General features: G+C 45.1%; 27 protein-coding genes and 3 riboswitches. Of the genes, 11 read left to right on the top strand and 16 right to left on the bottom strand.

Features of this window, described 5'->3' with window-relative positions; all coding sequences use genetic code 11:
• Positions 1 to 19: 19 nt before the first annotated feature.
• Positions 20 to 1,273, bottom strand: coding sequence for a flagellin N-terminal helical domain-containing protein (locus tag COP04_RS06175; protein ID WP_100487180.1), 1,254 nt, complete (start codon positions 1,271 to 1,273; stop codon positions 20 to 22).
• Between the two features lie 275 nt (positions 1,274 to 1,548).
• On the opposite strand from COP04_RS06175, the gene COP04_RS06170 reads away from it, so the two are divergent.
• From COP04_RS06170 to COP04_RS06135, 5 genes are all read left to right on the top strand, one after another.
• On the top strand, positions 1,549 to 2,106 hold the full coding sequence (locus COP04_RS06170) for a serine O-acetyltransferase (protein WP_100487179.1): 558 nt from the start codon (positions 1,549 to 1,551) through the stop codon (positions 2,104 to 2,106).
• Positions 2,107 to 2,461: 355 nt separating this feature from the next.
• Positions 2,462 to 3,430: a hypothetical protein gene (locus COP04_RS06160; RefSeq protein ID WP_239984784.1), complete on the top strand. Its 969-nt coding sequence runs from the start codon at positions 2,462 to 2,464 to the stop codon at positions 3,428 to 3,430.
• Between the two features lie 278 nt (positions 3,431 to 3,708).
• Positions 3,709 to 4,575 (top strand): aldose epimerase family protein, encoded by an 867-nt coding sequence (locus COP04_RS06155; protein WP_100487177.1) that lies wholly within the window; start codon positions 3,709 to 3,711, stop codon positions 4,573 to 4,575.
• 477 nt (positions 4,576 to 5,052) lie between these two features.
• Entirely contained in the window at positions 5,053 to 5,412 is a 360-nt protein-coding gene (locus tag COP04_RS06150; RefSeq protein ID WP_100487176.1) for a DUF4064 domain-containing protein, read from the top strand.
• A 776-nt stretch (positions 5,413 to 6,188) separates the two neighbouring features.
• Entirely contained in the window at positions 6,189 to 6,527 is a 339-nt protein-coding gene (locus tag COP04_RS06135; RefSeq protein WP_100487173.1) for a hypothetical protein, read from the top strand.
• Between the two features lie 408 nt (positions 6,528 to 6,935).
• Here COP04_RS06135 and COP04_RS06130 read toward each other — a convergent pair whose 3' ends face one another.
• From COP04_RS06130 to COP04_RS06085, 10 genes are all read right to left on the bottom strand, one after another.
• Positions 6,936 to 7,184 (bottom strand): hypothetical protein, encoded by a 249-nt coding sequence (locus COP04_RS06130; RefSeq protein ID WP_239984783.1) that lies wholly within the window; start codon positions 7,182 to 7,184, stop codon positions 6,936 to 6,938.
• Positions 7,185 to 7,405: 221 nt separating this feature from the next.
• Positions 7,406 to 7,741 (bottom strand): hypothetical protein, encoded by a 336-nt coding sequence (locus tag COP04_RS06125; protein ID WP_100487172.1) that lies wholly within the window; start codon positions 7,739 to 7,741, stop codon positions 7,406 to 7,408.
• A gap of 12 nt (positions 7,742 to 7,753) precedes the next feature.
• Positions 7,754 to 7,844, bottom strand: a riboswitch (SAM riboswitch).
• A gap of 88 nt (positions 7,845 to 7,932) precedes the next feature.
• Positions 7,933 to 8,037, bottom strand: a riboswitch (SAM riboswitch).
• Between the two features lie 61 nt (positions 8,038 to 8,098).
• Positions 8,099 to 8,386, bottom strand: coding sequence for a helix-turn-helix domain-containing protein (locus tag COP04_RS06120; RefSeq protein WP_239984782.1), 288 nt, complete (start codon positions 8,384 to 8,386; stop codon positions 8,099 to 8,101).
• Between the two features lie 156 nt (positions 8,387 to 8,542).
• A riboswitch (SAM riboswitch) is annotated at positions 8,543 to 8,647 on the bottom strand.
• A 201-nt stretch (positions 8,648 to 8,848) separates the two neighbouring features.
• Positions 8,849 to 9,094 carry a carbon storage regulator CsrA gene (gene csrA / locus COP04_RS06115; RefSeq protein WP_100487171.1) on the bottom strand — a complete coding sequence of 82 codons (246 nt, stop codon included), beginning with the start codon at positions 9,092 to 9,094 and terminating at the stop codon, positions 8,849 to 8,851.
• A gap of 4 nt (positions 9,095 to 9,098) precedes the next feature.
• Positions 9,099 to 9,536, bottom strand: coding sequence for a flagellar assembly protein FliW (gene fliW, locus COP04_RS06110; protein ID WP_100487170.1), 438 nt, complete (start codon positions 9,534 to 9,536; stop codon positions 9,099 to 9,101).
• Between the two features lie 116 nt (positions 9,537 to 9,652).
• Complete coding sequence (gene flgL / locus COP04_RS06105) at positions 9,653 to 10,552, bottom strand: flagellar hook-associated protein FlgL (RefSeq protein WP_100487169.1); 900 nt, start codon at positions 10,550 to 10,552, stop codon at positions 9,653 to 9,655.
• 3 nt (positions 10,553 to 10,555) lie between these two features.
• The gene (flgK, locus tag COP04_RS06100) at positions 10,556 to 12,079 is read right to left on the bottom strand and encodes a flagellar hook-associated protein FlgK (protein ID WP_100487168.1); all 1,524 of its coding nucleotides are present in this window, start codon (positions 12,077 to 12,079) and stop codon (positions 10,556 to 10,558) included.
• Between the two features lie 85 nt (positions 12,080 to 12,164).
• Positions 12,165 to 12,653 carry a flagellar protein FlgN gene (locus COP04_RS06095; RefSeq protein ID WP_100487167.1) on the bottom strand — a complete coding sequence of 163 codons (489 nt, stop codon included), beginning with the start codon at positions 12,651 to 12,653 and terminating at the stop codon, positions 12,165 to 12,167.
• Between the two features lie 42 nt (positions 12,654 to 12,695).
• Complete coding sequence (gene flgM / locus COP04_RS06090; protein WP_100487166.1) at positions 12,696 to 12,959, bottom strand: flagellar biosynthesis anti-sigma factor FlgM; 264 nt, start codon at positions 12,957 to 12,959, stop codon at positions 12,696 to 12,698.
• Between the two features lie 166 nt (positions 12,960 to 13,125).
• Positions 13,126 to 13,518 carry a TIGR03826 family flagellar region protein gene (locus COP04_RS06085; RefSeq protein ID WP_100487165.1) on the bottom strand — a complete coding sequence of 131 codons (393 nt, stop codon included), beginning with the start codon at positions 13,516 to 13,518 and terminating at the stop codon, positions 13,126 to 13,128.
• A 277-nt stretch (positions 13,519 to 13,795) separates the two neighbouring features.
• Between COP04_RS06085 and COP04_RS06080 the strand changes: the two genes are divergently transcribed.
• On the top strand, positions 13,796 to 14,611 hold the full coding sequence (locus COP04_RS06080; RefSeq protein ID WP_239984781.1) for a C39 family peptidase: 816 nt from the start codon (positions 13,796 to 13,798) through the stop codon (positions 14,609 to 14,611).
• A gap of 81 nt (positions 14,612 to 14,692) precedes the next feature.
• On the opposite strand, the gene COP04_RS06075 is transcribed toward COP04_RS06080, so the two are convergent.
• The 4 genes from COP04_RS06075 to COP04_RS06055 form a co-directional block, all read right to left on the bottom strand.
• Entirely contained in the window at positions 14,693 to 15,475 is a 783-nt protein-coding gene (locus COP04_RS06075; RefSeq protein ID WP_239984780.1) for a ComF family protein, read from the bottom strand.
• Positions 15,472 to 16,914 (bottom strand): ATP-dependent helicase ComFA, encoded by a 1,443-nt coding sequence (locus COP04_RS06070; protein WP_239984779.1) that lies wholly within the window; start codon positions 16,912 to 16,914, stop codon positions 15,472 to 15,474. The genes COP04_RS06075 and COP04_RS06070 overlap by 4 nt, the downstream gene beginning before the upstream one ends.
• A 311-nt stretch (positions 16,915 to 17,225) precedes the next feature.
• The gene (locus COP04_RS06060; protein WP_193437394.1) at positions 17,226 to 17,930 is read right to left on the bottom strand and encodes a response regulator; all 705 of its coding nucleotides are present in this window, start codon (positions 17,928 to 17,930) and stop codon (positions 17,226 to 17,228) included.
• Between the two features lie 283 nt (positions 17,931 to 18,213).
• Positions 18,214 to 19,389: a sensor histidine kinase gene (locus COP04_RS06055; protein ID WP_100487162.1), complete on the bottom strand. Its 1,176-nt coding sequence runs from the start codon at positions 19,387 to 19,389 to the stop codon at positions 18,214 to 18,216.
• A gap of 420 nt (positions 19,390 to 19,809) precedes the next feature.
• Here COP04_RS06055 and COP04_RS06050 point away from each other — a divergent pair, with 420 nt between their 5' ends.
• Positions 19,810 to 20,454, top strand: a complete 645-nt coding sequence (locus tag COP04_RS06050; protein ID WP_100487161.1) for a YigZ family protein — start codon at positions 19,810 to 19,812, stop codon at positions 20,452 to 20,454.
• A 274-nt stretch (positions 20,455 to 20,728) separates the two neighbouring features.
• Here COP04_RS06050 and COP04_RS06045 read toward each other — a convergent pair whose 3' ends face one another.
• Positions 20,729 to 21,787 carry a glycosyltransferase family 4 protein gene (locus COP04_RS06045; protein WP_100487160.1) on the bottom strand — a complete coding sequence of 353 codons (1,059 nt, stop codon included), beginning with the start codon at positions 21,785 to 21,787 and terminating at the stop codon, positions 20,729 to 20,731.
• A gap of 363 nt (positions 21,788 to 22,150) precedes the next feature.
• Here COP04_RS06045 and COP04_RS06040 point away from each other — a divergent pair, with 363 nt between their 5' ends.
• The 4 genes from COP04_RS06040 (at position 22,151) to COP04_RS06025 (ending at position 26,841) form a co-directional block, all read left to right on the top strand.
• Positions 22,151 to 22,891 (top strand): WecB/TagA/CpsF family glycosyltransferase, encoded by a 741-nt coding sequence (locus tag COP04_RS06040; RefSeq protein WP_239984778.1) that lies wholly within the window; start codon positions 22,151 to 22,153, stop codon positions 22,889 to 22,891.
• Positions 22,892 to 23,022: 131 nt separating this feature from the next.
• Positions 23,023 to 24,285 carry an aminopeptidase P family protein gene (locus COP04_RS06035; protein WP_100487159.1) on the top strand — a complete coding sequence of 421 codons (1,263 nt, stop codon included), beginning with the start codon at positions 23,023 to 23,025 and terminating at the stop codon, positions 24,283 to 24,285.
• A 90-nt stretch (positions 24,286 to 24,375) separates the two neighbouring features.
• Positions 24,376 to 25,320 carry an aldo/keto reductase family protein gene (locus COP04_RS06030; RefSeq protein WP_100487158.1) on the top strand — a complete coding sequence of 315 codons (945 nt, stop codon included), beginning with the start codon at positions 24,376 to 24,378 and terminating at the stop codon, positions 25,318 to 25,320.
• Between the two features lie 375 nt (positions 25,321 to 25,695).
• Positions 25,696 to 26,841, top strand: coding sequence for a glycerate kinase (locus COP04_RS06025; RefSeq protein WP_100489556.1), 1,146 nt, complete (start codon positions 25,696 to 25,698; stop codon positions 26,839 to 26,841).
• Positions 26,842 to 26,859: the final 18 nt, after the last annotated feature.

Below are 26,859 nucleotides of genomic sequence, written 5' to 3'. Positions count from 1 at the left end.
TCTCTGCTGCAAAATTAAATTACTGGAGTAATTTCAGTACGTTCTGCGGCAGCTGGTTAGCCTGATACAGCATTGATGTAGCAGCCTGGCTCAGGATATTTTCCTTCGTGAAATTCGACATTTCAGCGGCCATGTCGACATCGGTAATGCCGGACTTAGCTGATGTCAGGTTTTGTGATGATGTCGTCAGGTTGTTGACCGTGGAATTCAGACGGTTCTGATAAGCGCCTAGCACGGAGCGCTGAGAAGAAACCATGTCAATAGCACTCTGAATCGTAGTCACGGCACTCGCTGCGCCGCTGGCCGACGTAATATCCAAGCCAAATTGAATGTTCGTATTGTTTGTGCCATTCGTTACATTTTGTGAGCCGGTCGAAAAACCGTTGCCCGAAGTAGTTGAAGCGATGCCCAAAGCAGACGCACTCATATTGCCAATGTTGAGAGCAAGGCTCTGGTTCTGGTTGGCGCCGATCTGGAACACCAGCGATTTGCCCGTTCCTGCAGAAACACCGGCCGTAACCGTCTGCACTGAATTTGCGTTAACTCCCGTGCCGGCAATGCCTGCCATCAAAGTATTGGCCGTTGTCTGAGTCAGAGTAATCGTACCAGCTGCACCTGTAGCAGTATATTCACCGTTCAGAACTGCGTTGTTACCAATTGCTGCTTCCAAATTAGTAGCGATACCTGACGCGGTACCAGCAAGTTTGAACTGACTTCCTGAAGAACCAGCAGGAATAGTCGCACCACTGGCAACAGCCGTGAACGTCTGGTTGCCGATCTGTACCGTGTCACCAACATTAAGCGTGCCATTGAGCTTAAAACTTTCGACGCCGGTTACAGCGGTTGAAGCATCCTGGCTGCCGTTGAGCAAATTCTGTGTGTTGAACTGAGTCGTGTTGCTGATGCCGTTGATTTCTGATGTATACTGATTAATTTCCTGCTGAAGCTGCTGGCGGTCGGAAGCTGTATTCGTGTCGTTGCCTGCCTGAACTGCCAGTTCACGCATGTTCTGCAGAATAGACTGTGTTTCACTTAATGAACCATCAGCCGTCTGGATCAGTGAGTTCGCATCCTGAGCGTTCGAAGAGGCCTGATTGAGACCGTTGATCTGGCCCTGCATCTTTTGTGAAATAGCGAGACCAGCCGGATCGTCAGCTGCGCTGTTGATGCGCAGACCTGATGAAAGCTGCTGCAAAGACTTCTGCACTGCATTATTGTTTTTCGTCAATTGATTTAACGTATTCAGTGCACCAAGATTGTCGTTGATAATCATAATAATTTCCTCCCTGAATTGTGTCTGTCCCACATCCATGTGGAAAGTTTGTTCAGTGAGCGGGAAGGCGCCTTCCCGCTCACCCTACATTGTATATATCGTCACTGGGAGAAAGATGTTTAGAGCTTTTAAAAGTTTTTTAGAGCTCTTATCAATTTGCATTGCTTTTTGATGTACTGTATCAAATTCCCAATCATTGGTTGACAACAATCAAATATAACCATACATTATTTTTGGAATACATAGGCTTCATCTATAGGAAAAAGGTGTAAAAAATGATAAAAAATAGAAAAGATTACCTTTATTATTTAAAGGAAGATCAAAGGGCATTAGGAGCATATACGAAGCATCCGATTCTTGCAGATAATATTATGATATTATTGACCGATCCCTGCTGGAAGTTTCAAAGACTGATGAGAAAGCTGGAGTACTGGACAAATTGCAAATCCCGTCCAATTTATAAGCCGTACATCTGGCTGCTGAAAAAGAAATATCAAACGCTTAGTATACAGCTTGGTTTCAGTATCCCCCTTAACGTTTTTGAAGAGGGGCTGTGCATCGGTCACTTTGGGAGCATCGTCGTTAGCCGCCATGCTAAAGTTGGAAAATACTGCACCATACACTCTTGTGTTAATATCGGCGGCAGCCCAAATAAAAAAGCACCTACGATCGGTAATCATTGTTTCATTGGACCGGGCGCAAAAATATTCAACGATATCCAGATCAAAGACTATGTCAAAATTGGTGCCAATTCAGTCGTTAATAAAGGTTTCAATGAAAGTTATATTACCATTGCAGGCGTGCCGGCTCGAATAGTAAATAAACACAAATAAATCAACTTTCCCATTTCATAACTAATATGATAGACTGTTTTTCTTTAACAGTACTTTTTCATACTGGATGGTCGCGCTGACGCAGCTGATCAGTATTTTTCATAATTCTTTATCCGATATGAAGAAAGAGATCAAGAAAATGATGACTCAACTCCGACAATGGTTTACGGTGCTTTTCGGTTATATCAAGAGTTACCTGCCTCAATCAAGAAAATTTCACAGACTTTTTTTCATGTCAGCGTCCGCATATTATCCTCGCTTGACGGTTTTAAAAAAATCGCTCAACATTGCAGTTATATAGAAAGTAATAACCAACCATTCCCACAATTCGGAAGGGCAACAATTAGGTGATCATATGACAGAAAGACAAAGAACAATCGGTGGGTTTTTTTCATTTGAGTTGCCGATCCGGGAGGAATACCACCAACGGGCGTTGCACCTGAACAGTGCACGCTATTGTCTTGAATATTTACTGTGCGTCAAAAACTATAAGAAAATTTATCTGCCTGCCTATATCTGTGACAGCATGCTTCAACCGGTAAGGCGTCTGAACGTTGATTACGCCTTCTATCGTATTGGAGAAGATTTCGCACCCATTTTCAACACAGTACCAGAGGATGATACCTGCCTTCTCTACATAAACTATTTCGGCCTGAATGGCGCAAATGTCCGAAAAATCTGCCACAATCTGAAGAATGTTATCATTGACAATACTCAGGCTTTTTTTGACCAGGCGCTGGCGAACACTGATACGATCTATTCGCCGCGCAAGTTCTTCGGTGTACCGGACGGCGGCTATTTATATACCGGTGCTGATAAACGGCTCAATCTAAAACAGGATGCATCTTACTATCGCTGCGATGCCTTACTGAAACAAATTGACATGGGCAGCGCAGCGGCTGCTGCGCTTTTCAATGAGAACGAAGCATATCTAGACCGATGCGGCCTGCAGACGATGTCGCGCTTGACACAGCGGCTGATGATGAGCATCGACTATCCGCAAGTAATGACGAAAAGAAATCAAAATTTCCTGTTTTTACACGGGCAAATGAGTCAATTCAATCAGCTGGAAATGGCTTTCAGCGATTTATCAGGACCGATGTGTTATCCGTTCTTGACTGACTGTGGCGAACAATTAAAAGAATTCTTAATGGAACATGGCATCTACGTTAACGATTATTGGGAAGAAGTGATGGCACGTGTTCCGGCCGACAGTTTTGAGTACCGCCTCGCAAAAGACCTGGTTCCGCTGCCTGTTGACCAGCGTTACAACGAGGCCGATATGGAGACAATGGTACAAATCGTTCAAGATTTTCTAAATTGATCGACAGATGCGCTGTTTTTCTACAGTTGTTACTGCTTCAGCCACAGTCTTTACAGTTATTTGATAAGGAATCATAAATGACAGATTGTCTATATTTTCTACCTATTTTTTCTTCACCATCCTTTTGCCCCCTAACTGGCGTGCCATCCAAACTTTTGAAAAGTCGAAATTTCGAAATAAATTTTTGAAGCGCTATCAATAGTGATCGATTTTCATGTATAATAGTTTTTGAAATGGCGCATAAGCCATACTTATTAGTGACAATCGAGGGATAAACGATGTACCAGATTGAAGAATTTGACAGGCAGAGTTTACACTTCTTACGGCTGAAAAATGAAAATACATTCATTGATATCTCCCCGGAACGTGGCGGCATAGTGACGGCTTTTCATTCTGATGGCGAAGATGTCCTTTTTATGAATCAGGATACACTTTTTGATACAAGCAAAAATGTGCGCGGCGGTATTCCTGTACTCTTTCCTATTGCCGGACAGCTGACGGATAAAACGTATGTGTGGAAAGATACGGTATATAAAATGGCCAATCATGGACTGGCGCGGACGCGGCCATGGACGGTTTCCAAAAAAGTTAACGATGAAATGCATGCTGAACTAGTCCTCTCCTTCCAAAGCAGTGAGGAAACCAGGATGTCTTATCCTTTTGACTTTGAAGTATTTCTTACTTACACACTCTTAGATGGCAAGCTGAGCATTGGCCAGAAAATCTCAAACCTTTCGAACGATTCGATGCCCGTTTATCCTGGCTATCATCCTTACTTTAACATCAGCAATAAGACGGTGCATCTGAAAAGCAAAGCGACAAGATATCTTGATTACAATGACAACCAAGTCAAACCATTTAAAGGAACGATTGATCTGAAAGGTTTGAAGGAATCGGTGGTTCTGCCTGGCGGATCAGATGGGCGGATCGAGGTATCTTTTAATGATACGAAGAAGCTCGTGATTGAGCAGGATGAGCATTTTCGTTATGATGTACTGTGGGTAGAGGGCGATCAGCCGTTTGTCTGCGTCGAACCGTGGACGGCCAAAACCAATGCGCTCAATGAAGATCCGGATAGCCTGCTTTATGTAAAACCCGGCGAACCGCTGGAACTGAGCGTCTCTTTCCATCTTGAAAACAGATAATTTTCGAAAAACTTCGGGATCAGCATCACCCCGAGGTTTTCTTTATTTACAAAAAACAGCTGCCGAACTCAGTTCAGCAGTTTTAATTTTACTTGTATAGAAGAAATCAATTTATTGCTGAAAATGAACCTATGACTTTAACACATTAATAGTGGTAAATAATGCAATAATTTGCCATATGATGAAAGAAAATTGTAAATATTGGTCGATTACACATTGTTTACGTCTATATTTCGCTGTACTATATGAATGAGGTGGTTAGATGCTCATAAGCAAATATGAGCCAAGAACCATTTTGAGCATGAAGGTTCGAAGATCAATCAATACTGAAATCTTTCAATATCCTCTTTGTTCTGAAAAAATTAAGATAAATGATCATAATTTTCAGTAGCGGTGCAAAAAAAAATAGACTTAAAAAATCAAACTGATACCAACTCTTAATTGAGTTTACATAAAAAATATTTGGGGGATTGAGCTATGGAAACAGAAGTAAACAGTACTGCACCAAAAGCTACAAGCCGAGTCGCTGAAATGGTACTGGGAATTATTGGAGGCGTGCTTGGGATCATTGCCAGCATTTTCGTGATGGCCATTGGTTATCTGGGAGATTCGCTGAAAGCAGGAGGAACCGGATCATTTTATGGTCAAGGAACAGCGTGCATCATAGCTTCAGTTCTAGCCATCATATTTTCATGTATTATAAATAAAAATCGTATACTGTTCGGCATCCTCATCTTGGTTTGTGGCGTTCTTAACATGATTTTTGTTGGCGGATTTGGTATTTTAAGTGGATTGTTAATTATTGTTTCAGGTGTGCTGGCTCTCGTTCGTAAATGAATCAAACCGATTTAATGACAGGATTATTGCCGGGCAGAATTGTGCCGAAAAAAAGCAGATTTTCGTAGTTTAACATAAAGCTTCAAATTGCCGCTTATGCGGCGTACATAACATGGAGAGCACCGAATCAGTCGAACCGCATAACCTCCCCGAAAGAAAAAACACAATATACGGGGAACTTGAATAGGAGGCTATCAAGTGGCATTTCTTAAGGATCTATTTGTAATATTATCTATTTGGGTGTTCATTTTTATCTGGAGTCTCTCTTACAAGGCTTATCAGTATAAATTGAAGAAGCCAGTTAACAAAAAAGTTGAAAGAATAGGGTTTGTACTTATCTCAATTATCGTCGTTGTCTTAACAACCCTGTTGGGATGGATTTAAAGTATTAAAGAATAATTGACCTTTCCTAAAGCATGAAAGTTGATGTTTATTCATTTAGTTTTCATAAAAATCTGCAATTATTAGCCTCTTTAGTGGCATATATATGGCTTGTCTGATTCTGGAGGAAATCACATGTACACTATATGGATACAAGCCGTTGGTCTGTTAATTATGTTCACTGGCATATGGCTTCGATACTCAAAAAGGTACAAAAAGAAGGAATTGTTTAGAAAAAGAGGTCTTCAGATTTCTGTTATTGGTCTAATCATCTCGTTTGGAGCTTATTGGCTTTATTTCTTTTTGAAAATTTAGCTAAAATAGAGGACATAGAATCCTGGTTTTCGATCGTATCCTACTCTCCTATTAACAGAACAAACTATGGGGGGTTCATTATGGCGGAGAAAAGCATAACTAACCGCTTTGACGAAATGTTTATCGGCATCATCGGAGGATCATTTGGCATCATTGGCGGCATTTTGCCTATAGTCCTCGCTGTGGTTATTGGCGCACTCAAAACAGGAGCCGGCGAAATTATTGGGCTTGGCGTTGCTTGTATTATCATTTCGGCTTCAGTCATTATATTTTCTTGTATGATCAATAAGTCGCGAGTCGTTTTTGGCATTATTATCTTAGTTTGTGGCGTTCTGAATATCGTGCTCATCAGCTTTTATGGATTTTTGAGCGGGCTGCTGATTATTGTTGCCGGCATACTGGCGCTCATTAGAAAATGATTTATGACATTCAATTTACTACTTATGCGGCGTACATAGGGGATAGGAAAATGGAGGAAGCAAGGAATCTAACTTTACCGGTCCAAGTTCTGCTAAAGAGTCTAGAAAAATTGAAGATGTAACTTCATATGGAGACCAGCTCCCTTATTATAGCGGATCAAAGCCATACTTTGCATCCCCAAAAATTTCATGAGCCATCCAACGTATAGAATACAAGAACATGAAAACGACGATTGAAATCTACACAGATGTTACCCATAAAATGAAAAGAATGCCTCCCAGAAAATCATGGATATCTGAAAGGCATCATGAAAAAAGTAAAGTTATGAAACTATTGAGCATCAATGAACATTTTTGGAGACTTTTTTTACGACTCCAGGCTTCAAATGAACCAAGATCCTTGATATATCAGTTCATTTTCCCCATCATGTCCATCATTGATGACATCATCTCATCGCATTTGTGCATACAGCTCATCATTTCATCCTTGTTCATCATCTTGTCCATGTCTTTCATCATACTCATATCCATGCCGGACATTCGTTCCATCATCATATGCATGCACTTCATCTCGCACATCATCTTGTCCATTTCCATCATCATCATCATGTTCATCGGCATCATCATTGACTTGTTCATCATGTCCATCTTTTCCATAATAAAAATCCCTCCGAATTTTGTTTTTATGGAAAATGCTCCTGCATGACTGTTGATACGCTGCATGCCAGCTCTTCCACACCCTTAATTTACCATGGATTTTGAGCGCCGACAAAGCTTATTTGCCGTTTTGAAAATTGGATGGACGCCAAAAAGACGTGGGCAGTTGATCTCACGCCATTTTTCGTATTTAACTCATAAAAAAGATCTATTAAAAGCGATCAGCGGCAAAACTGTTGATGTCCACTTTTCAGCGCATCAATCTCCCGCCCAAGCTCCAGCCTTCTCTGCTTTAGGGCATAAAGCCTGTTTGTCACTTTATCCGTCGCTTCCAATGTATGACAACGCAACCGTTGATAGAGTGTCAAGATCTGGCGGTTGACCTCCATGAATTGCTGCTGGAGGTTTTTCTGATTTTCGGAATCTGAATGATCCTGGTGCAACTCAGCTAGAAGCCCCAGTATTTCATTTTGCCATTCAGTGTCATTCAATTCTCCTGCGAAACGATAAAGATCCAGATAATTATCAATTTGTGCGTATTTCGCCTGATTCAACATACTAAAAACTCCTTCTTATCTTCATTCCGGAATTAGCACGGTACTTGTAGAGCCCGTTGCTGAGTCTTCGTCGGGCCGGTCCCTCCGACTCTCTTGATAAGAATTGTCAGCCAGCTTTCAATAAAAATATGAAAAGCGACCATTTTTCTAAAGATCGAGAAAAATAATCGCTGTAGCCGTTCGACTTATTTTCCTTATCTCTCAGATTTACTCTGCTGGAATTGACACCATGCACATTTTTATGTGTTGGTTGTCGGGTTTCATCGGGCCAGTCCCTCCGCCACTCTAGATAAGTTTTATTTAATTGAATTAATTTTACCGTGCAATATGATTTTTGTCAACAGCTAGAGAATTTCATTAGCTGGAACCGGATTCCGAATGCAGATCAATACACGCTTTCTTGTATACGCCAATCATTCGTTTCGCGTAGGGGACAAGAATCCTGCCCTGTTCGGAAAGAGCGACCCCCCTGCCGCTCCGGATGAAGAGATCGGCACCCAGTTCCCTTTCAAGGGCCTGAATCCGTGATGAAATCGATGGCTGCGACAGAAAAAGCTTCTCCGAAGCCACGCGATAGCTTTGATACTTAACCACAGCCAGAAAAGCATCCAGTTGATCGATCGTCATGTGATCACTTTCCTTCATTCCTGATCGCATCCGAAATATCTGATCAACACACATGGGGCCGAGTGTTAATTAAATAAACCGGGTGATTTGGAAAAAGGATGCTATCTGTTTGAAAAAATAGAAGTCAAGCTACCGCCCCCTTACTAAAGAGAGAACTTCCTGACTCATTTCCCATTCTTATCTTCCAGATTGCATCTGCCGGAATTGACACCATACCCCTTTGCAGGGACTGGTTGTCGGGCTTCACAGGGCCGGTCCCTCCACCACTCTTGATAAGAATACCTCTGTTATATTGAGTTTATGAAAATTGGAATGAAAAGTCAATCATTATTCCAACTAATTTTATATGTTTTATGTAATTATAATAAAATGTTGCCGATTTGTTGAATTTCAAAATCATTAATCGCTCAATTTAAATGTATAAAAAGCCTGCACAGATATGACTCATGCAGGCTAAAAAATTATATATCAAATTGAGCTTCACTCATCCTGTCTTCCCTTTTTCATTGCTTTTATCGCCCGTAAAATATTTTCCGGCAATTTTTCAGATGCAGCTTGATTATTTGCTTTCTGAATCGACTCATAAATTTCACTCCGATGAACATCGATTTCCCGTGGAGCGTTTATGCCCAGTTTTATTTGATCTCCATCAATCGCGACAATTCTGACTTCAATCTGATCGCCAATATGGATCGATTCACCAAGTTTGCGTGTCAAAATAAGCATTAGATCACTCCCTTTTCATTTTCTCTCTTTGAACCAACGGCTCAGTGAGTGAATAGGAGGAATGATCCTGTATGTATTGTTTGCCGAGTTTCTTAGAAATATTAATAATAACCGGTGCCTTAAGGTTAGCGGTTGATTTTGTAAAAGGATTCTGGACATTGACAATGACCCAAACTGAGACATCTTTTTCAGATTCTATTGACAGTTGACTGACAAAAGTATCCGCCAGATCCACACTGTACTGACTGAAAAAAAAGAACGGCGACGTTACAATAAAAGCAGCATTCATTTCATCAATAGATTGAAGAACTGAAAAAGCTTCGCCAAAGGGCTGAAGAATAAATCGTTTATTCTCTTCGAATCCTGGAAGCCCGGCAGGAAACGAAAAAATTTCCGATTCATTAATTTCCTGTTCGCCGTAATACTTTGTTTGAATTTTCATGCGCTGTTTCTATCCTTTCCTGACTATGAGCGTCCGCTGCCCGGGCCCCATTAAATAATAACATTCCGGTGAAAAAAACTTTTTCACGGTGCCCATTTCAGCTGCACTGCTTGTACTTATTGCAGAAAGTTAACCAAAGATTGCTGAATAATCCGGGCTCCGACAGAAAGTGAAGCATTAAATACATTCTGTTGTTGATTCAAATTAACAATCGCAGTCGGATAATCAACATCCTCATTATTCGCCATGATCTGCGTTGCAGTCGTCTGCTGGGTGCCGAGCCAGTTGCTGATCATCGTCATTCGGTCCTCTCTCGCACCAAGATCCGCCTGCGCATTAGTCACCGAATCCAAAGCCGAATCGATTTTACTTGTAAAGCCGCTGATATCGACTGACGTCGAAGAAGAGCTGTTTAGAGCGTTCTTCAGATCGTTCAGATCCTGAAACATTGTCGATGTAAAGACTTGATTTGGAGCTACATTGATCGGCATCTTGACACCATCGTTGACATTAATAGTTAGGTTTGGATTGTTCAGCGCTGTGCTGTTGACGGTTACTGCCCCTGTAGAAGGATCCTGAGTCAAAAGCGGGTTCGCTGTATCACTTCCACTGAAAATATACTGTCCGCCAACTTGTGTATTTCCAAGAGTCACCAGCTGCTGAGTCAGCTGATCAACTTGCTGCGCCGCATCTGCACGCTGACCTGAAGTATAGGTATCATTGCTCGCTTCCGTCACCAGATCACGAACGTTCTGAAGAATCGAATCGACCTGATTAAGTGTGCTATCCGAACTGTTCATCCAGTTCTGGGCCGTTGACACGTTTGTCTGATATTGTTGAATATGATTGACATCGGTCCGGTAAGAGACGCCCATCATGGCAACAACCGGATCCTGAGAGGGAAGAGTAATCTTCTTGCCGCTCGAAAGCTGGTTCTGCAAATCTGCGATTTTCCCGTAGCCATTAGAAATGTTCTGTAAAATATTATTGGTCACCATTCCCTGAGTTACGCGCATAAGTTACGCCCCCATCTTATTAATCAGCGTATCAAGCATGGTATCTAAAGTCGTAACCACTTTAGCTGCCGCACTGTACGTATTCTGATACTGGATTAAATTAGTCATTTCTTCATCCATCGATACCCCGCTGATCGACGACTGACGGTTTTGAGCCGCCTGAAGCAGTGCATTTGTGTTGGAAGTGAACTGGCTCGCAGATTGAGCGTTAACACCAATCTGCCCCACCAGCCCCTCAAGATAATTCAGCAACGTGGTTGGCTTACTTGACGCGCCATCGACCGGATAAGTATTTACAGCAATAACATCGGCCATGGCCTGAGCACCTGAATTGTCACCGCTTGGTGACCCGTTCGCATTGGATACAACATCACTGCCTGTTAATGCACTGTTCACGTTAATATTTGAGGCAGTTAACGTTCCAGAAGCATCTCCGAGAAAAAAGGTGCCTTTTGCAGTATTATATCCCGCCGTGCTTTCATAAGCCGTGTTAAATTGCGCCGCCAGCGTGCTTGCCATATTATTCAGGCTTTGGAAAACCTCAGGGAAGTCTTTCGTATATGAATCAATGAGACCTTGCAGTTCACCTGAAAAAGGTGTAGTGCCCGTCGCATCTGTCAAATTGGAAACGGTTGTCGGCGTTGAACCGGTAGTGACAACAGACACATTCACCGTTGGCGCTGTTGGATCCGTATCGTCAATCGCCGTCTGCAGATGATTGTCCGTCAAATTTGTACCATCGACCAGAGTTGCCGGAGGTGTAAATGAAGAGCCGTCCTGCTGCACAATCTCAATGGTATATTTTCCATCTGCCAAGGGTGAAGGATTGCCGTTGCTCGGCACGTTGGTAACCTTGATATTGGCAAGCTGAGACAGCTCCTGTGTCAGTTGATCCCGCTGATCATAGAGATCGTTGGGCAGCTGGCCGTTAGCTTCCACCTGATTGATCTCCTGATTCAATGAGTTGATCTGATCGGCATAATTGTTGATCTGGCTCGTATCTTCCGTAATTTGTGACTGCAGATTACTCTGAACTTTTCCAAGCGAAGTGGAAAGATAATTGAAGGTATCAGCGACTTCCGCACCATTCTGAAGTACGACAGATCCAGTTCCGCTTGTTCCCGAATTGCTTGCCATATCCTGCAGGGACTGCCAGAAGTTATTGAGTACGGAAGAAATACCCGTGTCCGACGGTTCATTCACAATGTTTTCCATCTGGTTGTATGCATTGTTTACGGCTGACCAGTAGCCGTTCTGGTTCGTATTGTCCCGGACCTGCTGATTAACAAACTGATCATTAATCCGCACAATAGAATCGGCATTTACGCCGGTACCGATTTGCCCCGCTCCACCCTGCTGATTAATGCCTGTAGCAGGATAGGGAATCCATGTTGACAGGTTCACACGCTGGCGCGAGTAGCCCGGAGTATTGGCATTGGATATATTGTTTCCTGTCGTCTGAATCGCGGTCTGAGTCACTTCCAGCGCCCGCTGCATCATGTTCAAGGTTGAAAAAATTGGAATCATTCTCTGAAACCTCCGTCTATGTTACATCGTCTAGAAAAGCCCGCATTTTTGTATAACTTTAACGTATGATCTGATCAATCGTTCTTCAGGCCCGGGAATCAATCCGGAAACTGTATGTTGAAGCAGATACTTGATTGCTTCGCGGATCCCCGTAATTTGCCGGTTGACTTGGCGGCTGGAACAAATTCATACTCAGTCTGACCCACTGAAGTGATTGCCTGAGCAGATCCTGATTCAACCGATTGGCCTGCTTCAGCACCAGAACACTATTTGCCAGTTCAAGATAAAGATTGTGCCACTCCGGTTGTTCGGCATCCGATACCGCCGCAGCCTCCCACTCTCTGAAAGTTGGCGTATCCGCTGCGAATGGCAGATCTCTTTTAACCTGTTCTGCTCTCCTATCTTCGAGTGAACGCACTTCATCAATCAGCGGCATTTCCTGAAGCGTAAGTCGACCGACCAACTGTGCATCACCGGTCTTAATGGCTTCTTTTTTTTTCAAGGCAATTTCATACAGCTTTTGATGAGCACTGACTAATTTCCTGACGATTTCTTTCATCATTTCGACCGGCACCTTCACGCCTCCTGACTGAATGAATAGAAGCCCAGTGGTTCATCAAAAATTATTCCAGTAAGCATACACTTTTTTTGCGATATCCTCGGAAGAAACATTATAAGTTCCTGCGTTAACCTGGGACTTGATTTGCTGCACTTTTTCGCTCCGGGCATCTTCAAACTTCTGAGCACCCTGCAGTCGTTTTGCCGCGGAAGAAATTTCAACCTTGTCGCTCTTTGCTGTGACGTTTTGCGGCTGATCTGCCGATTTAGGCTGACTATAGTTCGCATAAGGCTGAACGGGCTGATATCCGTCTATTTTCATATCTGTCTCACTCCTTTTCTGTTGAGATTCTATTTATATCCGGCAGTCCACTATTCTCCATCTGAGATATGTTGCAAGATAAATGTCGATCACTCTATATATAATATCGGATTAGATCACTTAAAGTTTAGCGCAGTAATGTATTGAGACAATAGTATCGATCGAATTAGGTGTGGTACGTTTTCCTGCGATTGGCATTCAATCGGGCCTCTTCTTCAAGATCTTCCCTGTGCAGTTCCCCCTTGATTTTATTCCGGCAATCGTCGCACAGCACGCCCTCGTTAATCACCTTGCCGCAGGATTTACACGGGTACCCGAGGTTTGGAAACATGGTCGTCACCAGCCTTCCTTCCCGTACCCACTGATAAATCAATTCCGTTTCGACCCCGGTCGCGTCATGTACCTGGGGAACCGAAGCCATCCGGTGCTCCTGCTGGCGTATATAATTGTAAACAACATCAAATTTTTTATTTTGTTCTTTCAGGCATTCCGGACAATACGGTGATGATACCCGCACAAACAGCCGGCCGCAGCTTTTACAATTTGCAAGTTCTGCCACAGCGAACCCTCCTTTTTGACTGCTTTCTTAATTATAAACAAAATAATGGTTCCCGACATTCTGTAATTATTTATCGGCCTGTTTTATTATTAATTTTAGGCTGTTCGTCACATTCAACATTCTTTTTTCGGCTGATTACCTCCTGTTTCATGGTAAAATGCTTAAGTACCGGATAAAAAATCTGGTTGACTTTGTCGCCTGGGTACAAAATAAACGCATGAAACATTTCAGTGAAATTGGATATAAATTCCGATACAATCTGGAAGGAGATTTCGTTTTGCATCTTTTCAACAAACATTGGCTCGTCGGTTTTTTTGTACTTGATCTAATGCTGACTGCAGTGATTGCCGGCTCGTATTATAATGATCATCTCGTCAGAACCGGCCGCCCTTCAATGATAAAAGCAATCACCACATTTTTCTCCAGCACAGAAAGTGACCTGCAACAAACCGGTGAAAAAGTGGTCCGAGTCACTGACCGTCCAAAAGAAAGCACGACCCATGTCTTGATTCAGGCACCGCAGATCAGCCAGAATCCTGAACTGCCGCGTGGCTGTGAAGTAACAGCACTGGCAATGATGCTGGAACAGGCCGGCGTGAAAACGAATAAAATGGAGCTGGCGGAAAAGCTTAAAAAAGTACCATACAAACAGAAAGGACATTATGGAAATCCGGAAGAGGGGTTCGTCGGCAGTATGTATCAGATGGACAGTCCCGGCTATGGTGTCTATCATCAGCCACTGGCTGATCTGGCCCAAAAGTTTCTGCCGTTCCGCATTGAAGATCTGACGGGCAAACCATTCAGCGCCGTCTCCGACAGTGTTGATGACGGAAGACCGGTTGTCGTGATCATTAACGTTACTTTCAAGCCACTTCCGGACAGCGATTTCGAAACCTGGCACACGGATTCCGGATCCGTGCGAATTACACATCTGGAGCATGCTGTTCTGATTACCGGCTTTGACCGGAACACTGTTTATTTTAACGATCCGCTGGGCAGTAAAAACGAACAAGCAAACAGGCAGGATTTTATTCAGGCGTGGAAACAGATGGGCGGACAGGCAATCTCCTACACGAGATTTCCTATCCTTTAAAATGGAAAACATCAAAAAGAAGGACAGTACTTTCATCTGTGTCCTTCTTTTTCCTACCCAGATCAGGCAGGACTTGCTATCTCATCCATGAGCCAGTGTTAGAGAGACAACGCGCCGTGGAACCGCCTTCTTGAGTGCCTCCGCAGCCCGCCGAAGCGTCGCGCCTGTTGTATAAATATCGTCAACGAGCAGGACTTGCTTTCCATGAACCAAAGATACATGCGTTTCATCCAGGATGAAGGGATTATTGTTCGATACTAGGCGCTCTCGGCGGCCCTTTTTGCTTTGTTTACGTTCATCGCCCTGGCGGATCAATGCCGGGACTAAAGGTTCACCAATCATTTCTGCCAAAATCTCCGCCTGGTTGAACCCACGTTCTTTTAAACGAGTTACGCTAATCGGAATCGGCACAATGGCCCAGTCCTCACGTGCACCCCATTTTCCTTCTTTAATACGTTTCCAGCGGGATTGCGGATCCTTTCCGATAATTTTCCTGCCCGCGGTTCGGAAATCGGCTCTGAAACCTTCGGCAATCGCCGCATCACCCCGGAATTTATAGGTCGTGATAACTTCCTTCATCCAGTTGTTATAACTAAACAGAGCAAAATTCCGGTCGTAACAGCCGTTTTTGTTGCCCTCTTCCCAGCGCACGCAATCGCTGCATACTGAGTCGCGGATGAACTTCCCGTCAAGCAGTCCAAGATCACGTCCGCAGAGCCTGCAGCTGTCTCCAGGGATAATATGTGCCATTTTTTCCCGGCAGGGCCGGCAGAAACCCGGCGGTGTTTCGGGTGACAACAGTGTCCGGAAAGTAAGCGGCTCCCGCCGGTCAGCCCCGCATATCAAGCACTTCAGCCCATTCAAAATCCACCCTCCTTGTTCATTTTTTCAATATGGTGACGTGCCCGTACCATCTCAAGCGTTTTTCCGTTGTGAAAAAAGAGAATATCTCCGTCCGGGCAGTCGGCCGAACGGCCCACCCGTCCTGAAATCTGGACGAGCGCACGCTCATCGAATACAGGATCATCTGCCCCGAAAACGGCCGCCTCCGCGCCGGGAATCGTCACCCCTCGTTCCAAAATAGTCGTAGTGACCAGAATATGGATCTTCCCCTCGCGAAATGAGGAAACTTTTTCATGCCGGTCCGGGTCCTGAGCATGTACGCCGGCGACAGAAGCAAAACCTTCTTTCTGAAGCAGTTCCGTCACATTTCTGGAAAGTGCGACTGAAGGGACAAAGCAAAAAAGCGGTCTGGCCGCTGCATTTTTTTCACGGATCCATTCGAGAAAAGCATGCGGCAGGACGCCCTTCCTGACTGACTGCAGCCAATCGCCCGCCCACCGGTATTGCGGCACAGGCAGCGGATAGCCATGATAGCGGCGGGCTATTTTGACCCCACACAGTTTTCCGGACTGAAAATCATTTTTCAGATTAGCAGGAGGTGTGGCACTGAGATACGCAACAGGGGCACCTTGCCTAGCAGCTTTTCCGACAGCATAAGCCAGCATCGGATCAAAATGAAAAGGGAAGGCATCTACTTCATCAATAAAAACACGGTCAAAGTAGCAGTGAAACCGGACCAGCTGATGCGTTGTCGCAATGACGAGCGGCGCGGCAGGCAGCCGCTCCCTGCTCCCGCCGTACAGTGCACTGATCGGCACTTTCGGAAAAGCGGCTTTCATTCTTGGATACAGTTCCCGCACAACGTCCGTGCGCGGTGTAGCCAGCACAACGATATCACCGCGCAGAAGTGCGTGTTCAATAGCCGGAAAAAGGAGCTCGGTTTTGCCGGAGCCGGTGACTGCCCAGATGAGAAATGATTCTCCGGCAGATAAAGCCGTATCCAGCTTCGCTGCAGCATTTGCCTGTTCCGGCGACAGCTTCCCAGCCCACGTGCACAGCCTTTCTGTCTGCGTGATTTGTGGAACGGCATGGTCAGGTGCCGGGCCGCTCCACATTGCCAGCTTCGTGCAGGAACGAATAATGCCCATGTTGAGGCAGTGGCGGCAGTAGATGCACTCCCTGCCGCAGCGGCCGCAAGAACAGGAAGCAAAGGCTGTGGAATCCGTATTGCCGCAGCGCCGGCACGTCCACTTTTTTCTGCCGGTAATCGATGAAAAGAAACCATCATCGGACCTATCAATCCCGTTTCGCAGTGTCACCCATCCTGCTTTGGCATGATTTCGGATAACGTGCTCCGGAAAGGGTATTTCTTCGAGTGGATATTCTCTGCCATATAAAAATTGCTGCAATTCTTTGCTGAAATGCGCACTTGCCGGGACTTGGCGAGATAAAAGCATCATGGACAGGCCTTCTTTCGGGGTTTGAGTCGGTGGAAGAATGCAGAAACAGTTCATTGATAATAAATCAGACGACAAAATTAAATTGGGATAGGCAAAAAAGCAGGGAGGCAAAAACAAAACGGTTTAATATTGAGGTTTATTTTTATGTGACCTTTATTATTTCTCTGCTCAAGCCACACAGTCCTTCTTTTTGCGGAAAATTTATGGTGAATCTGGCTCTTTGCCGGCGGCTTCTGTCATCCATCAAAAAAGAACTTTTCCTCGCAGACCGCGAAAAAAAGTTCTTTTTCTGAAAGCTTATAACCAACCAATTAATTAATTTTGACCCAGCCATTCTTGATTGCAAGGACGACGGCCTGTGTACGGTCGTCTACATTCATTTTCTGCAGAATGTTGCTGACATGGTTTTTAACGGTTTTTTCGCTAATATAAAGTTGCTCGCCAATCGACCGGTTGCTCTTGCCGTCAGCCATCAGCTGCAGTACTTCACATTCCCGATGTGTCAAAATATGGAGCGGCGGGCGATACTCAAGGTCGCGAAATCCCGACGGCTCGCTGCTATAGCCCTGCGAAGCCAGGCGGCGGAACTCGTTGACCAGATTGTGTGTGACCTTGGGATGGATATAGGCGCCGCCCTGCGCAACAATCCGTACTGCCTCAATCATTGAGTCGGCATCCATTTCTTTGAGCAGATAGCCCAGCGCGCCAGATTTTAACACATGTGTTACGTAACTTTCGTCATCGTGAATCGACAGGATAATTACCTTTAATCCCGCATGATTCCTGATCAACTGCCGCGTTGCCTCGACACCATTCAGTTTCGGCATGTTGATGTCCATCAGCACGACATCCGGATTCGTTTCTTCGATGAGTTTTTCAGCTGTACTGCCGTCATCTCCCTCGGCAACCACCTCAAAGTCGGGTTCCATATCAAGTATTCTTTTAACACCTTCACGAAACAGGCGGTGGTCGTCAATTAATGCAATCGTTGTAATTTTAGGTCGAACATTTGTCACGGTATCCTGCTGCAGAAACACAAATCATCATTCATTAAAAATCAGGCTGCCGCCGAATTTTACAAAGTCGCGGCACGACACTGTAAACTGAACACTGCCGATTCAGCAATAGTTAAAAATAATGACCGTTTTCCTTAACTAAAGTATGTTTTCAATTTGTTCCTGATCTGTGCGTCCCGAATTGCAGCAGTAGACTCACCTCTCTTTTTATCGATCATAAATAAAGATGATGCGCGGGACACGCAGGCATCCGATATTATTTTTACTAAATATTAAATATATTTTATGAATCCAGTATATCTCCTGGCTGAAGTGGGATATCGGCTAGAATAACAGTGCCGTGGCCCGGTTTGGAATTGATCGTCAACGTACCGTTCAGAAGATCGGCGCGCTCTTTCATGCCAATCAATCCGTAGCTCCCCTCTTTTTTAACGGACTGATCAAAACCTGCGCCGTCATCCTTCACAAGGATAACGACCTCGTCTTTTCTGAAATCCATGCGAATGCGGATATGAGACGGATCCGCATGGATGCAGGCGTTTTGAACGGCTTCCTGAATCAGCCGGAACAGCGCGGCCTCGATCCGCGATTGAAAGCGTTTCTCTTCGCCCAGACTTTTAAAACTGATACTGATGGACGAAAAGTCGCTGTCCAGACGGTGAAAATATTTCTGAAGTGTCGGCACCAGCCCCAGATCATCGAGGCTCATTGGCCGCAAATCATAAATAATCCTTCTGACCTCAGCCAATGCATCCTGAACCATGACCCGATATTTCTGCAGTTCGTGTCGCGCGGCCTCGTCCCCTTCCCGCTTACCGACACGTTCCACAACGTCCAAGCCAAGCAACACTTGGGCCAGCGTCTGCGCCGGTCCGTCATGGATTTCCCGGGACAAGCGCTTTCTTTCTTCCTCCAGTGCCTCGATGATTTTCAGCCCGAGCGCGCGCTGCTCCCGAGCACTTGCCACCACTTCCCCCACCTGTTTCAAATCACTGTTCAAATAATTGAGCACAACTGTTACCTGCCCAACCAGATTTTCCGCTTTCTGGATTGTTGATTTAAGCTGGACCAGTCGGCGTTCAAGCTCATTTCTTCTGGCCTTCATTTGTTTCTCCATCTGGCGGACGATTGACAAATCATTCTGGATCACATTCGCCTGCTCATAAGCTGTACGAATGTCTTGCTCTCCATACTTATCAAACGCCCTGCTGATTTCAGCCAGATGGCCCCTCGATTTTCTGGCATCAGTTTCCAGCTTGTCGCTGCGCTCAATAATGCCAGTCAGTTCATGTTTCACCAGATGAAGTTCCTTTGTCAGAGCATCAAATTCTTTTCTTGACTCTTCGCCGATGTCAAAAATCTGACTTTTGCTATCGCTGACATTTTCAATCATGCTGTTGATAATCTTGTCAAGATGCTTTTCATCAAGCGACGTTACATTCGAATTGCCGACTGACATATTTTCCCTCCATACTCACTGTAGCCGAACGGGACAACTGTTACTAGACACCTTATGCCTATCTCTCACTAGTGCAAAAGAACCAATTCCTTTTCTCTTTCTATTCCCATTTTATGAGTTTTTGTAAACCTGATGCAATTGAAAAAGATACCAATCCGGAACATTTAGTAGATTGAATCATGCTTTGCCCGAAAATGGCAGATTTTTTTTACAGGAAAAGGTTTAATTTTCTTTAGATATAAAAATACTGAGCAACGCTAATTGAACTATGGCTGTACTTAAAGGCGAATCTCCCCAGTTTTTCTATATTATATAATATATTCGTCTATAGTTTTCGAATTATGTGGCCGAAGCGGTCATTTCTGTTAAAATAGATTCAGTATTTGACTCATTGACCGCTGTTGAATGGAGCTGATTTTCTTGGAACTTTTACCATACCGGACTGTCAGAAAAGCTGGAGTATCAGAATTCGAAATCCGAAAATCCCGTTTCATAGCCAGTGTCTGTCCGGTTGCCGACGAGGCCGCTGCTGAAAACGTGATCCAGGCCAAGCGCAAAGAAGACTGGAAAGCCAATCACCATTGTTTCGCTTACATTCTTGGCAAGAAGCAGGAAGTTCAGAAAGCGAGTGATGACGGAGAGCCCACCGGGACAGCCGGCGTTCCAATTCTAGAGGTCTTGAAACGGAGAAAAGTATGCAATGTGCTGGTCATCGTAACCCGCTATTTTGGCGGCATCAAACTGGGCGCAGGTGGTCTGATCCGGGCTTATGCCCACGCTGCCGGTATCGGTCTAGCCGCCGCAGAAGTGGTCGATCAGGTACCGGCCGATCATTGGCAAATCTCTGTTGATTATCACCTGAGCGGCACTTTCGACAACAAGCTTCGTGAATCGCCTTACATCATTAAAAATATTCAATATATGGACAGAGTTTTCTACGAGATTTATACCAGACAGGAAGAAAGTAAATTTTTTCTGAATTGGGTCAACGATCTGACGAATGGACGCGCCGGCTCTGAAAAGCTGGAAGAACTTTATCTTCAGCAGCCAGCTGGGGAACCGTGAACAGCGAGCAGTATTTTTCAGTAAGCTATTCGACCCAACTTTTCCTCCACATTCAGTTTGGTTCATATTTTAGCCAAACTTTTTGAACATTAGCGAAGGCTTGGTCACTTTATTTGAATCTAAATTATGGCGCACAAAAAACCGGAACCCAATCTCAGATCCCGGATCAATTGCTTCAATAGAAATGACTAAAGGCCTCTTGAAATACAGACGAATAATAAGCAGTGAATCACTCCGCCGACTTTTCCAGTGGACTCCATCTATTAAAGCAATTTTATTTGACTCTCCCGCCAAAACTGACAATGCGCTTGTACGTATTCAGCAGTGGTTTGTAGGTGGCGCTCACAAGACCGACACCCTCCACAACAAGCTCGATCACCAACATCACGCCAATAATGATAAGCAGCGAACCAAGCAGTGTTGACGTTGAAAGCAGAATTGCAGCCAGTGCAAATAGAGCGCTCATACCATAGATGAGCACGACCGTTTGACCCTGGGTAAAGCCGAACCGCAGCAGACAATGGTGCAGATGCGATCTGTCCGGCGCAGTTAAAGGCTGCCTGTTAACCAGCCTGCGGACAATTGCAAACAACGTATCAGAAATCGGCACAGCCAGAATCACAATCGGCACAACGAGTGAGAACAGTGTGACGTTTTTGAAACCAAGCAGCGCAAGTACCGATATTACATATCCAAGAAAATTGCTTCCCGTATCGCCCATGAAAATTTTTGCCGGGTGGAAATTGTAGGGCAGAAAACCCAGCGTACTTCCAAGCATCACCGTGCTGACAGCGAATACAAACATATTGCTTTCCGTCAGCCCCAGCCCCGCAATGGTCAACAGTACAATGCTCGATACACCTGCCGCCAGACCATCCAGTCCATCAATCAGGTTGATAGCGTTCGTGATGCCTATGATCCAGAGCATGGTCAAAGGAATGCTTAACCAGTGCAGATAAAGGACACCATTAAATGGCAGATTGATAAAAGCAACACTGATTCCGCCTTGAACAATCACCAGTGCAGCAATAATATGGCCAATAATCTTTACCCTTGGAGAAAGTGTAAAAATATCATCAAGAATGCCGGTAATGATGATAATCACACTTCCGATCAGAAGCGGCATTGTATAGCTGCTATCGGGACGAAGAATCAGCATGCCGAGAACAAATGCCAGGTAGAAAGCCAGGCCGCCAAGCCTTGGCATGATTTTTGTGTGTACTTTGCGAGCGTTCGGGACATCCGTTGCACCAACACGAACAGCCAGCTTTTTAACCAGGGGTGTCAATCCTGCCGCAGCAAGAAAACAAATGAAAAAAGTCACATAGACCATTTCTTCAGACCGCCTTTGTATTAATCAGTTCATTGCACAGCTTTAAGCGCCATACACTCAGGGAACAATGAAAATACAATTCTATAAAACTCCCCCTTTATTCAAGGGAAATTATAACACATTGTAAAGACGATGCCACTAATTTCTTAACAATTTCTCAATCTATCATATTTAACATTAATATGAGTTTACGATACTCTTATTTCAGTGGATGAATATCGGTAAATTTTTGACTTTTCAACTGCCGTAATGAGGAAAAATTCCGATGTTCCATCGGTTGTGTCAAGCCACCAGAATGTTGGAATACCTGGCAAAGCGGACGTGTTATAATAAAAGAACCAGCGTTGAAGAGAGGGATTTTTTTTGCCCGGCAAAAAATTGATCGGCAATATATATATGAACATTTTTAATTCCCAGAGAGAGGTCATCGACACCTGTACGGAGAAATTAGCAGGTCATAAGAAGGTGAACTTATATTTTCTCAACGATCATGGCTTCAACATTGCCCAGAAGGATCCGGACTATTTGCGTGCTTTGAACCGGGCGGATTATTTGCTGAACGACGGAATCGGAATAAAATTGGGCGCTAAAATCTGGGATATTGATATTAAAGAAAATTTGAATGGGACTGATCTGATTCCTTCCCTATTAAAAAGATGCGAGAAAGCAGGCTGGCCGGTTTTCCTGCTGGGCGCTTCAAAACCTGCAGTCAAAGCAGCGGCAGCCCGAATCAGTCAGGATTTCACAAAACTGATTGTTGCCGGGTATCACCATGGCTATTTCAGATCCGCATCAAATATGGTGCAAGCCATCAACCGATCAGGTGCAAAGGTACTGCTCGTTGGAATGGGAATGCCGCTGCAGGAAAAATTCATTGACAGCAACGATCAAAAACTCTCCCCCCTGCTCCGAATAGCCGGCGGCGGCTATATTGACTTTGCTTCGGGCATGAAACCAAGGGCGCCCAAACTGATGCGCAGGATGAATCTTGAGTGGCTGTTCCGGATGATCCTTGAGCCAAGACGGATGTGGAAACGTAATGTTGTCGGTCATCTACAGTTTTTTATAACCGTGATCCGAATGAAAGTCCACCGCGGCAAATAAGTTTTTAACCCGTGTGCCTGACACAAACTGCTCGCCTGGAAAACGACCATTTTGCGTGAACAATCTGCTACTTCCTGTTCGTATAATGTTAGAATATATGGGGACGACAACATCACGAAAGAAGGATCTTTATGGATAAAAGTTTTTTTATTCGCAATCGCAGCAAACTTTATGAAACGCTTGAAGATCAGTCGCTGACGATCCTGTTTGCCGGTGAAGCGGCGCACCAGTCAGCTGACGAAAGCTATCCATTTTATCCGAACCGCAATTTTTACTACTTAACGGGCATTACCGAACCAAAAGTTGTTTTTGTTGCCGCAAAATTCGGTGGTAAAGTGACCGAGACGCTCTTCATTCAGCGCGCCGATCCGTGGATGGCCAGATGGTATGGTGAAACAATCACTCCAAATGAAGCTCAGGATGCTTCCGGTATTGAAGCCGTCGAGCTGCTGGACACACTGGACAGTTTTATCCGCGGACAGTTTGACGGCCGGGTTTACAAACATCTGTATATGGATCTGGAAGCCAAATCGTGGGAATTTCCGGCTAAACCAGCCAACAAATTCGCAGCTAAAGCCGCCGTCACATATCCCTATCTTTTAATCCACAATCTCTACCCCGTGCTTAGTAATTTTCGTGTGGTTAAATCACCTGAGGAAATTGAACTTATTCGGGCAGCCGGTAAAATCACGGCTGAAGGTATCAAAAACGTGCTTTCCAATGCGAAAGCGGGCATGAAAGAATACGAGCTTGAAGCCTATTTCAACTTTGTCCTGAAAAGCCGCGGTGTCACCGAATTTGCTTTTCCAACCATATTGGCAAGCGGCTATAACGGCACTGTGCTTCATTATTCGGCAAATACCGGCACCGCTGCGGACGGCAGCCTCGTGCTGCTGGATCTGGGGGCCCAGTATCAATATTACAACGGTGACATTAGCTATACTTTCCCGGTCAACGGCAAATTCACGCCGCGGCAGAAAACGATCTATGATATCGTGCTCCGCTGCAACGAGGCGGTCACAAAAATGGTTAAGCCGGGTGTCCCTTTTGAAGACCTGAATGATTTTACAATCAGATTTTTTACTGAAGAATTGCTGAATATCGGATTGATCAGCAGGCCGGAAGAATTGCGGAAGTATTACTTCCATCATGTCAGCCACTCTCTCGGGCTTGATACACACGATGTCGGCAATTATCGGGAAATCAAACTTGTTCCCGGTGAAGTGATTACGAACGAACCAGGGCTTTATATACCGGAAGAAAGTATCGGCGTGCGCATTGAGGATGATGTTCTCGTTACTGAAAATGGCTATGAAGTTCTGACAAAAGGGCTGCCGAGAACAACGGATGAAATTGAAAGCTACATGGCTGAGAATAATAAAAATGTCAGGTGATGAGTACTAAGCGAAGGACATGCTGCTATGGCGCTGAAGTCTTCCTTCGCTTTTTGTGCAGGTATTATTAGAATACGAGGAGGCTTTTTGATGAAATATCGTCATCTCGGAAATACAGGCATGAAAGTCAGTACGGTGAGTCTCGGAAGCTGGCTGACATACGGTGGTTATGTTGCCAACGAAAACGCGGTGAATACGATCCTCAAAGCTTATGATCTGGGCATTAATTTCTTTGATACAGCAAACGTCTATATGCGCGGAGAAGCCGAAAAAGTCGTTGGCAAAGCGATCAAGTCGTTTCCACGCGAATCGATCGTCCTTTCCACGAAGGTCTTCTTCCCAATGGGTGATGGTCCGAATGATCACGGTCTCTCTCGAAAACATATCATGGAGCAGGCCGAGGCAAGCCTGAAGCGGCTGGATGTCGATTATATCGATCTCTATTACTGCCACCGCTTCGATTCGGAAACACCGATTGAAGAAACGCTGCGTGCCTTCGATGATCTGATCCATCAAGGTAAAGTCAACTACATCGGAGTCAGCGAATGGACGGCTGCCCAGATTACGGAAGCCGCACACATCGCCGATGAAAAATTGCTCAATCATTTTGTTGCCAACCAGTCACAGTACAGCATGCTTTACCGCAGTATTGAGAACGAAGTCATTCCAGCGAGCACCGCACATGGTGTCAGCCAGGTTTGCTGGTCGCCGCTCGCTCAAGGTGTACTGACCGGAAAGTATACTTCCATTGACGATTTGCCGGCGGGCAGCCGGGCCGCTGAACAAAAAGGCGGCATACAGAGATTCCTGACCGAGAATAATCTGAAAAAAGTGGCTGAACTTAAAAAGATAGCTATCGAACTGGATGTCAGCATGGCTCAGCTTGCACTCGCCTGGATTCTTCGCCAGGACAACGTCGCCAGTACGGTGGTCGGTGCAAGCAAACCGGCGCAGATTGTTGACAACGCCAAAGCTGCAGACATCGGGCTGGGTTCGGAAACTCTTGAGCGGATCGAATCGATTTTGTCAAAATAATATTGGAAGATCAGTCGTGCTCCGATTCGAAGTACGGCTTTTTTTATTGGACCATGCGCCGTGATCGAGGTTTTCAGAATTTCCCGACTGTTTTTTGTCCTTTTCTGGCCAATCAGCAGCTAGTCCAGAAGTTCAAACTCTCTCAAATGAAAGAGCACCTCGACAAACGCAGATTCACCTCTTATCAGGATGTAATCACTGTTTTCTATAAAACTATTCCGCACCAATCGCCATAATTTTTCATTAATCGTCAGTTATTGCCCGGGAAATTTTTTAACGGTATGATAGATAAGAAGAATTGTGTCTCTATTGCTGCAGGTCATACATTATAAATAGAGTAACTTCAAAGGATGAATATAAATGCATACTGAGAAAATGAAAATTGTGATCGCACCCGACTCATTTAAAGAATCGTTGAGTGCGCTTGAGGCGGCTGAAGCCATACAAAAAGGATTAGAAAAGGTCTGGCCGGAAGCTGAATTTGTTCTTGTTCCGATGGCAGACGGCGGTGAAGGAACGGTCCAGTCCCTGATTGATGCGACCAGAGGCACACGGATTAATCAGGAAGTGTGTGGTCCATTGGGACAGCGCGTTTCTGGTTTCTTCGGCCTTCTTGGTAACGGGAAAACGGCTGTGATTGAAATGGCTGCAGCCGCGGGTCTGGAATACGTTCCACCGGAAAAGCGCAATCCCATGAAAGCCACGACTTATGGAGTCGGTGAACTGATCCGCGCGGCTCTCGACCGCGGGGCCCGCCATATTCTTCTGGGACTGGGAGGCAGCGCAACCAATGACGGCGGCTGCGGTATGGCACAGGCCCTCGGCGCCAGGCTGCTTGATAAGCACGGCCATGCAATCGGTCGTGGAGGCGCTGCGCTGCGTGATCTTGAAACCATCGACATGACAGATTATGACCCGCGGATTGCCGAAACAACCTTTGAAATCGCCACAGATGTCACAAACCCGCTGACGGGCAAACGTGGAGCCTCCACCGTTTTCGGCCCGCAGAAGGGGGCGTCCCCTGAAGATGTCGCACTGCTTGATCGCGGCCTTAAACATTATGCCGAGATTGTGAAGCGTGATTTGAATCGATTAATTGACGATGTGCCCGGTGCCGGGGCAGCGGGCGGACTCGGTGCCGGGGCACTCTGTTTCCTCCAAGGTACTCTCCTTCCAGGGATCAATCTGGTAATAAAAGAAACAAAACTTGAGGAAAAAATGCATCACGCTTCGCTTGTAATTACCGGCGAAGGAAAGATTGACGGCCAGACTATTTACGGAAAAGCACCCGTCGGTGTCGCGCGAGCTGCGAAGAACCAGCACATTCCGGTAATTGCGTTTGCCGGTTCGCTGGCAGAGGGGTGCGGTGCCGTATACGATCATGGCATCGATGCATTTTTCTCGATTGTATCCGGTGCCATTCCACTCAAAGAGGCGCTGCGGTCAGCCCGGGAGAATTTGATCCGAACCGGTGAAAATGTCGCGCGTGTCTGGACGTTGGCAGAAAAATTTCGCAAATAAAAATCAGAGGCAGTTTCA

Source organism: Sporolactobacillus pectinivorans (genome assembly GCF_002802965.1).
GTDB lineage: Bacteria > Bacillota > Bacilli > Bacillales > Sporolactobacillaceae > Sporolactobacillus > Sporolactobacillus pectinivorans.
The sequence above is the reverse complement of the archived record's forward strand: the minus strand, read 5'-3'. Positions and strand labels throughout refer to the sequence as shown.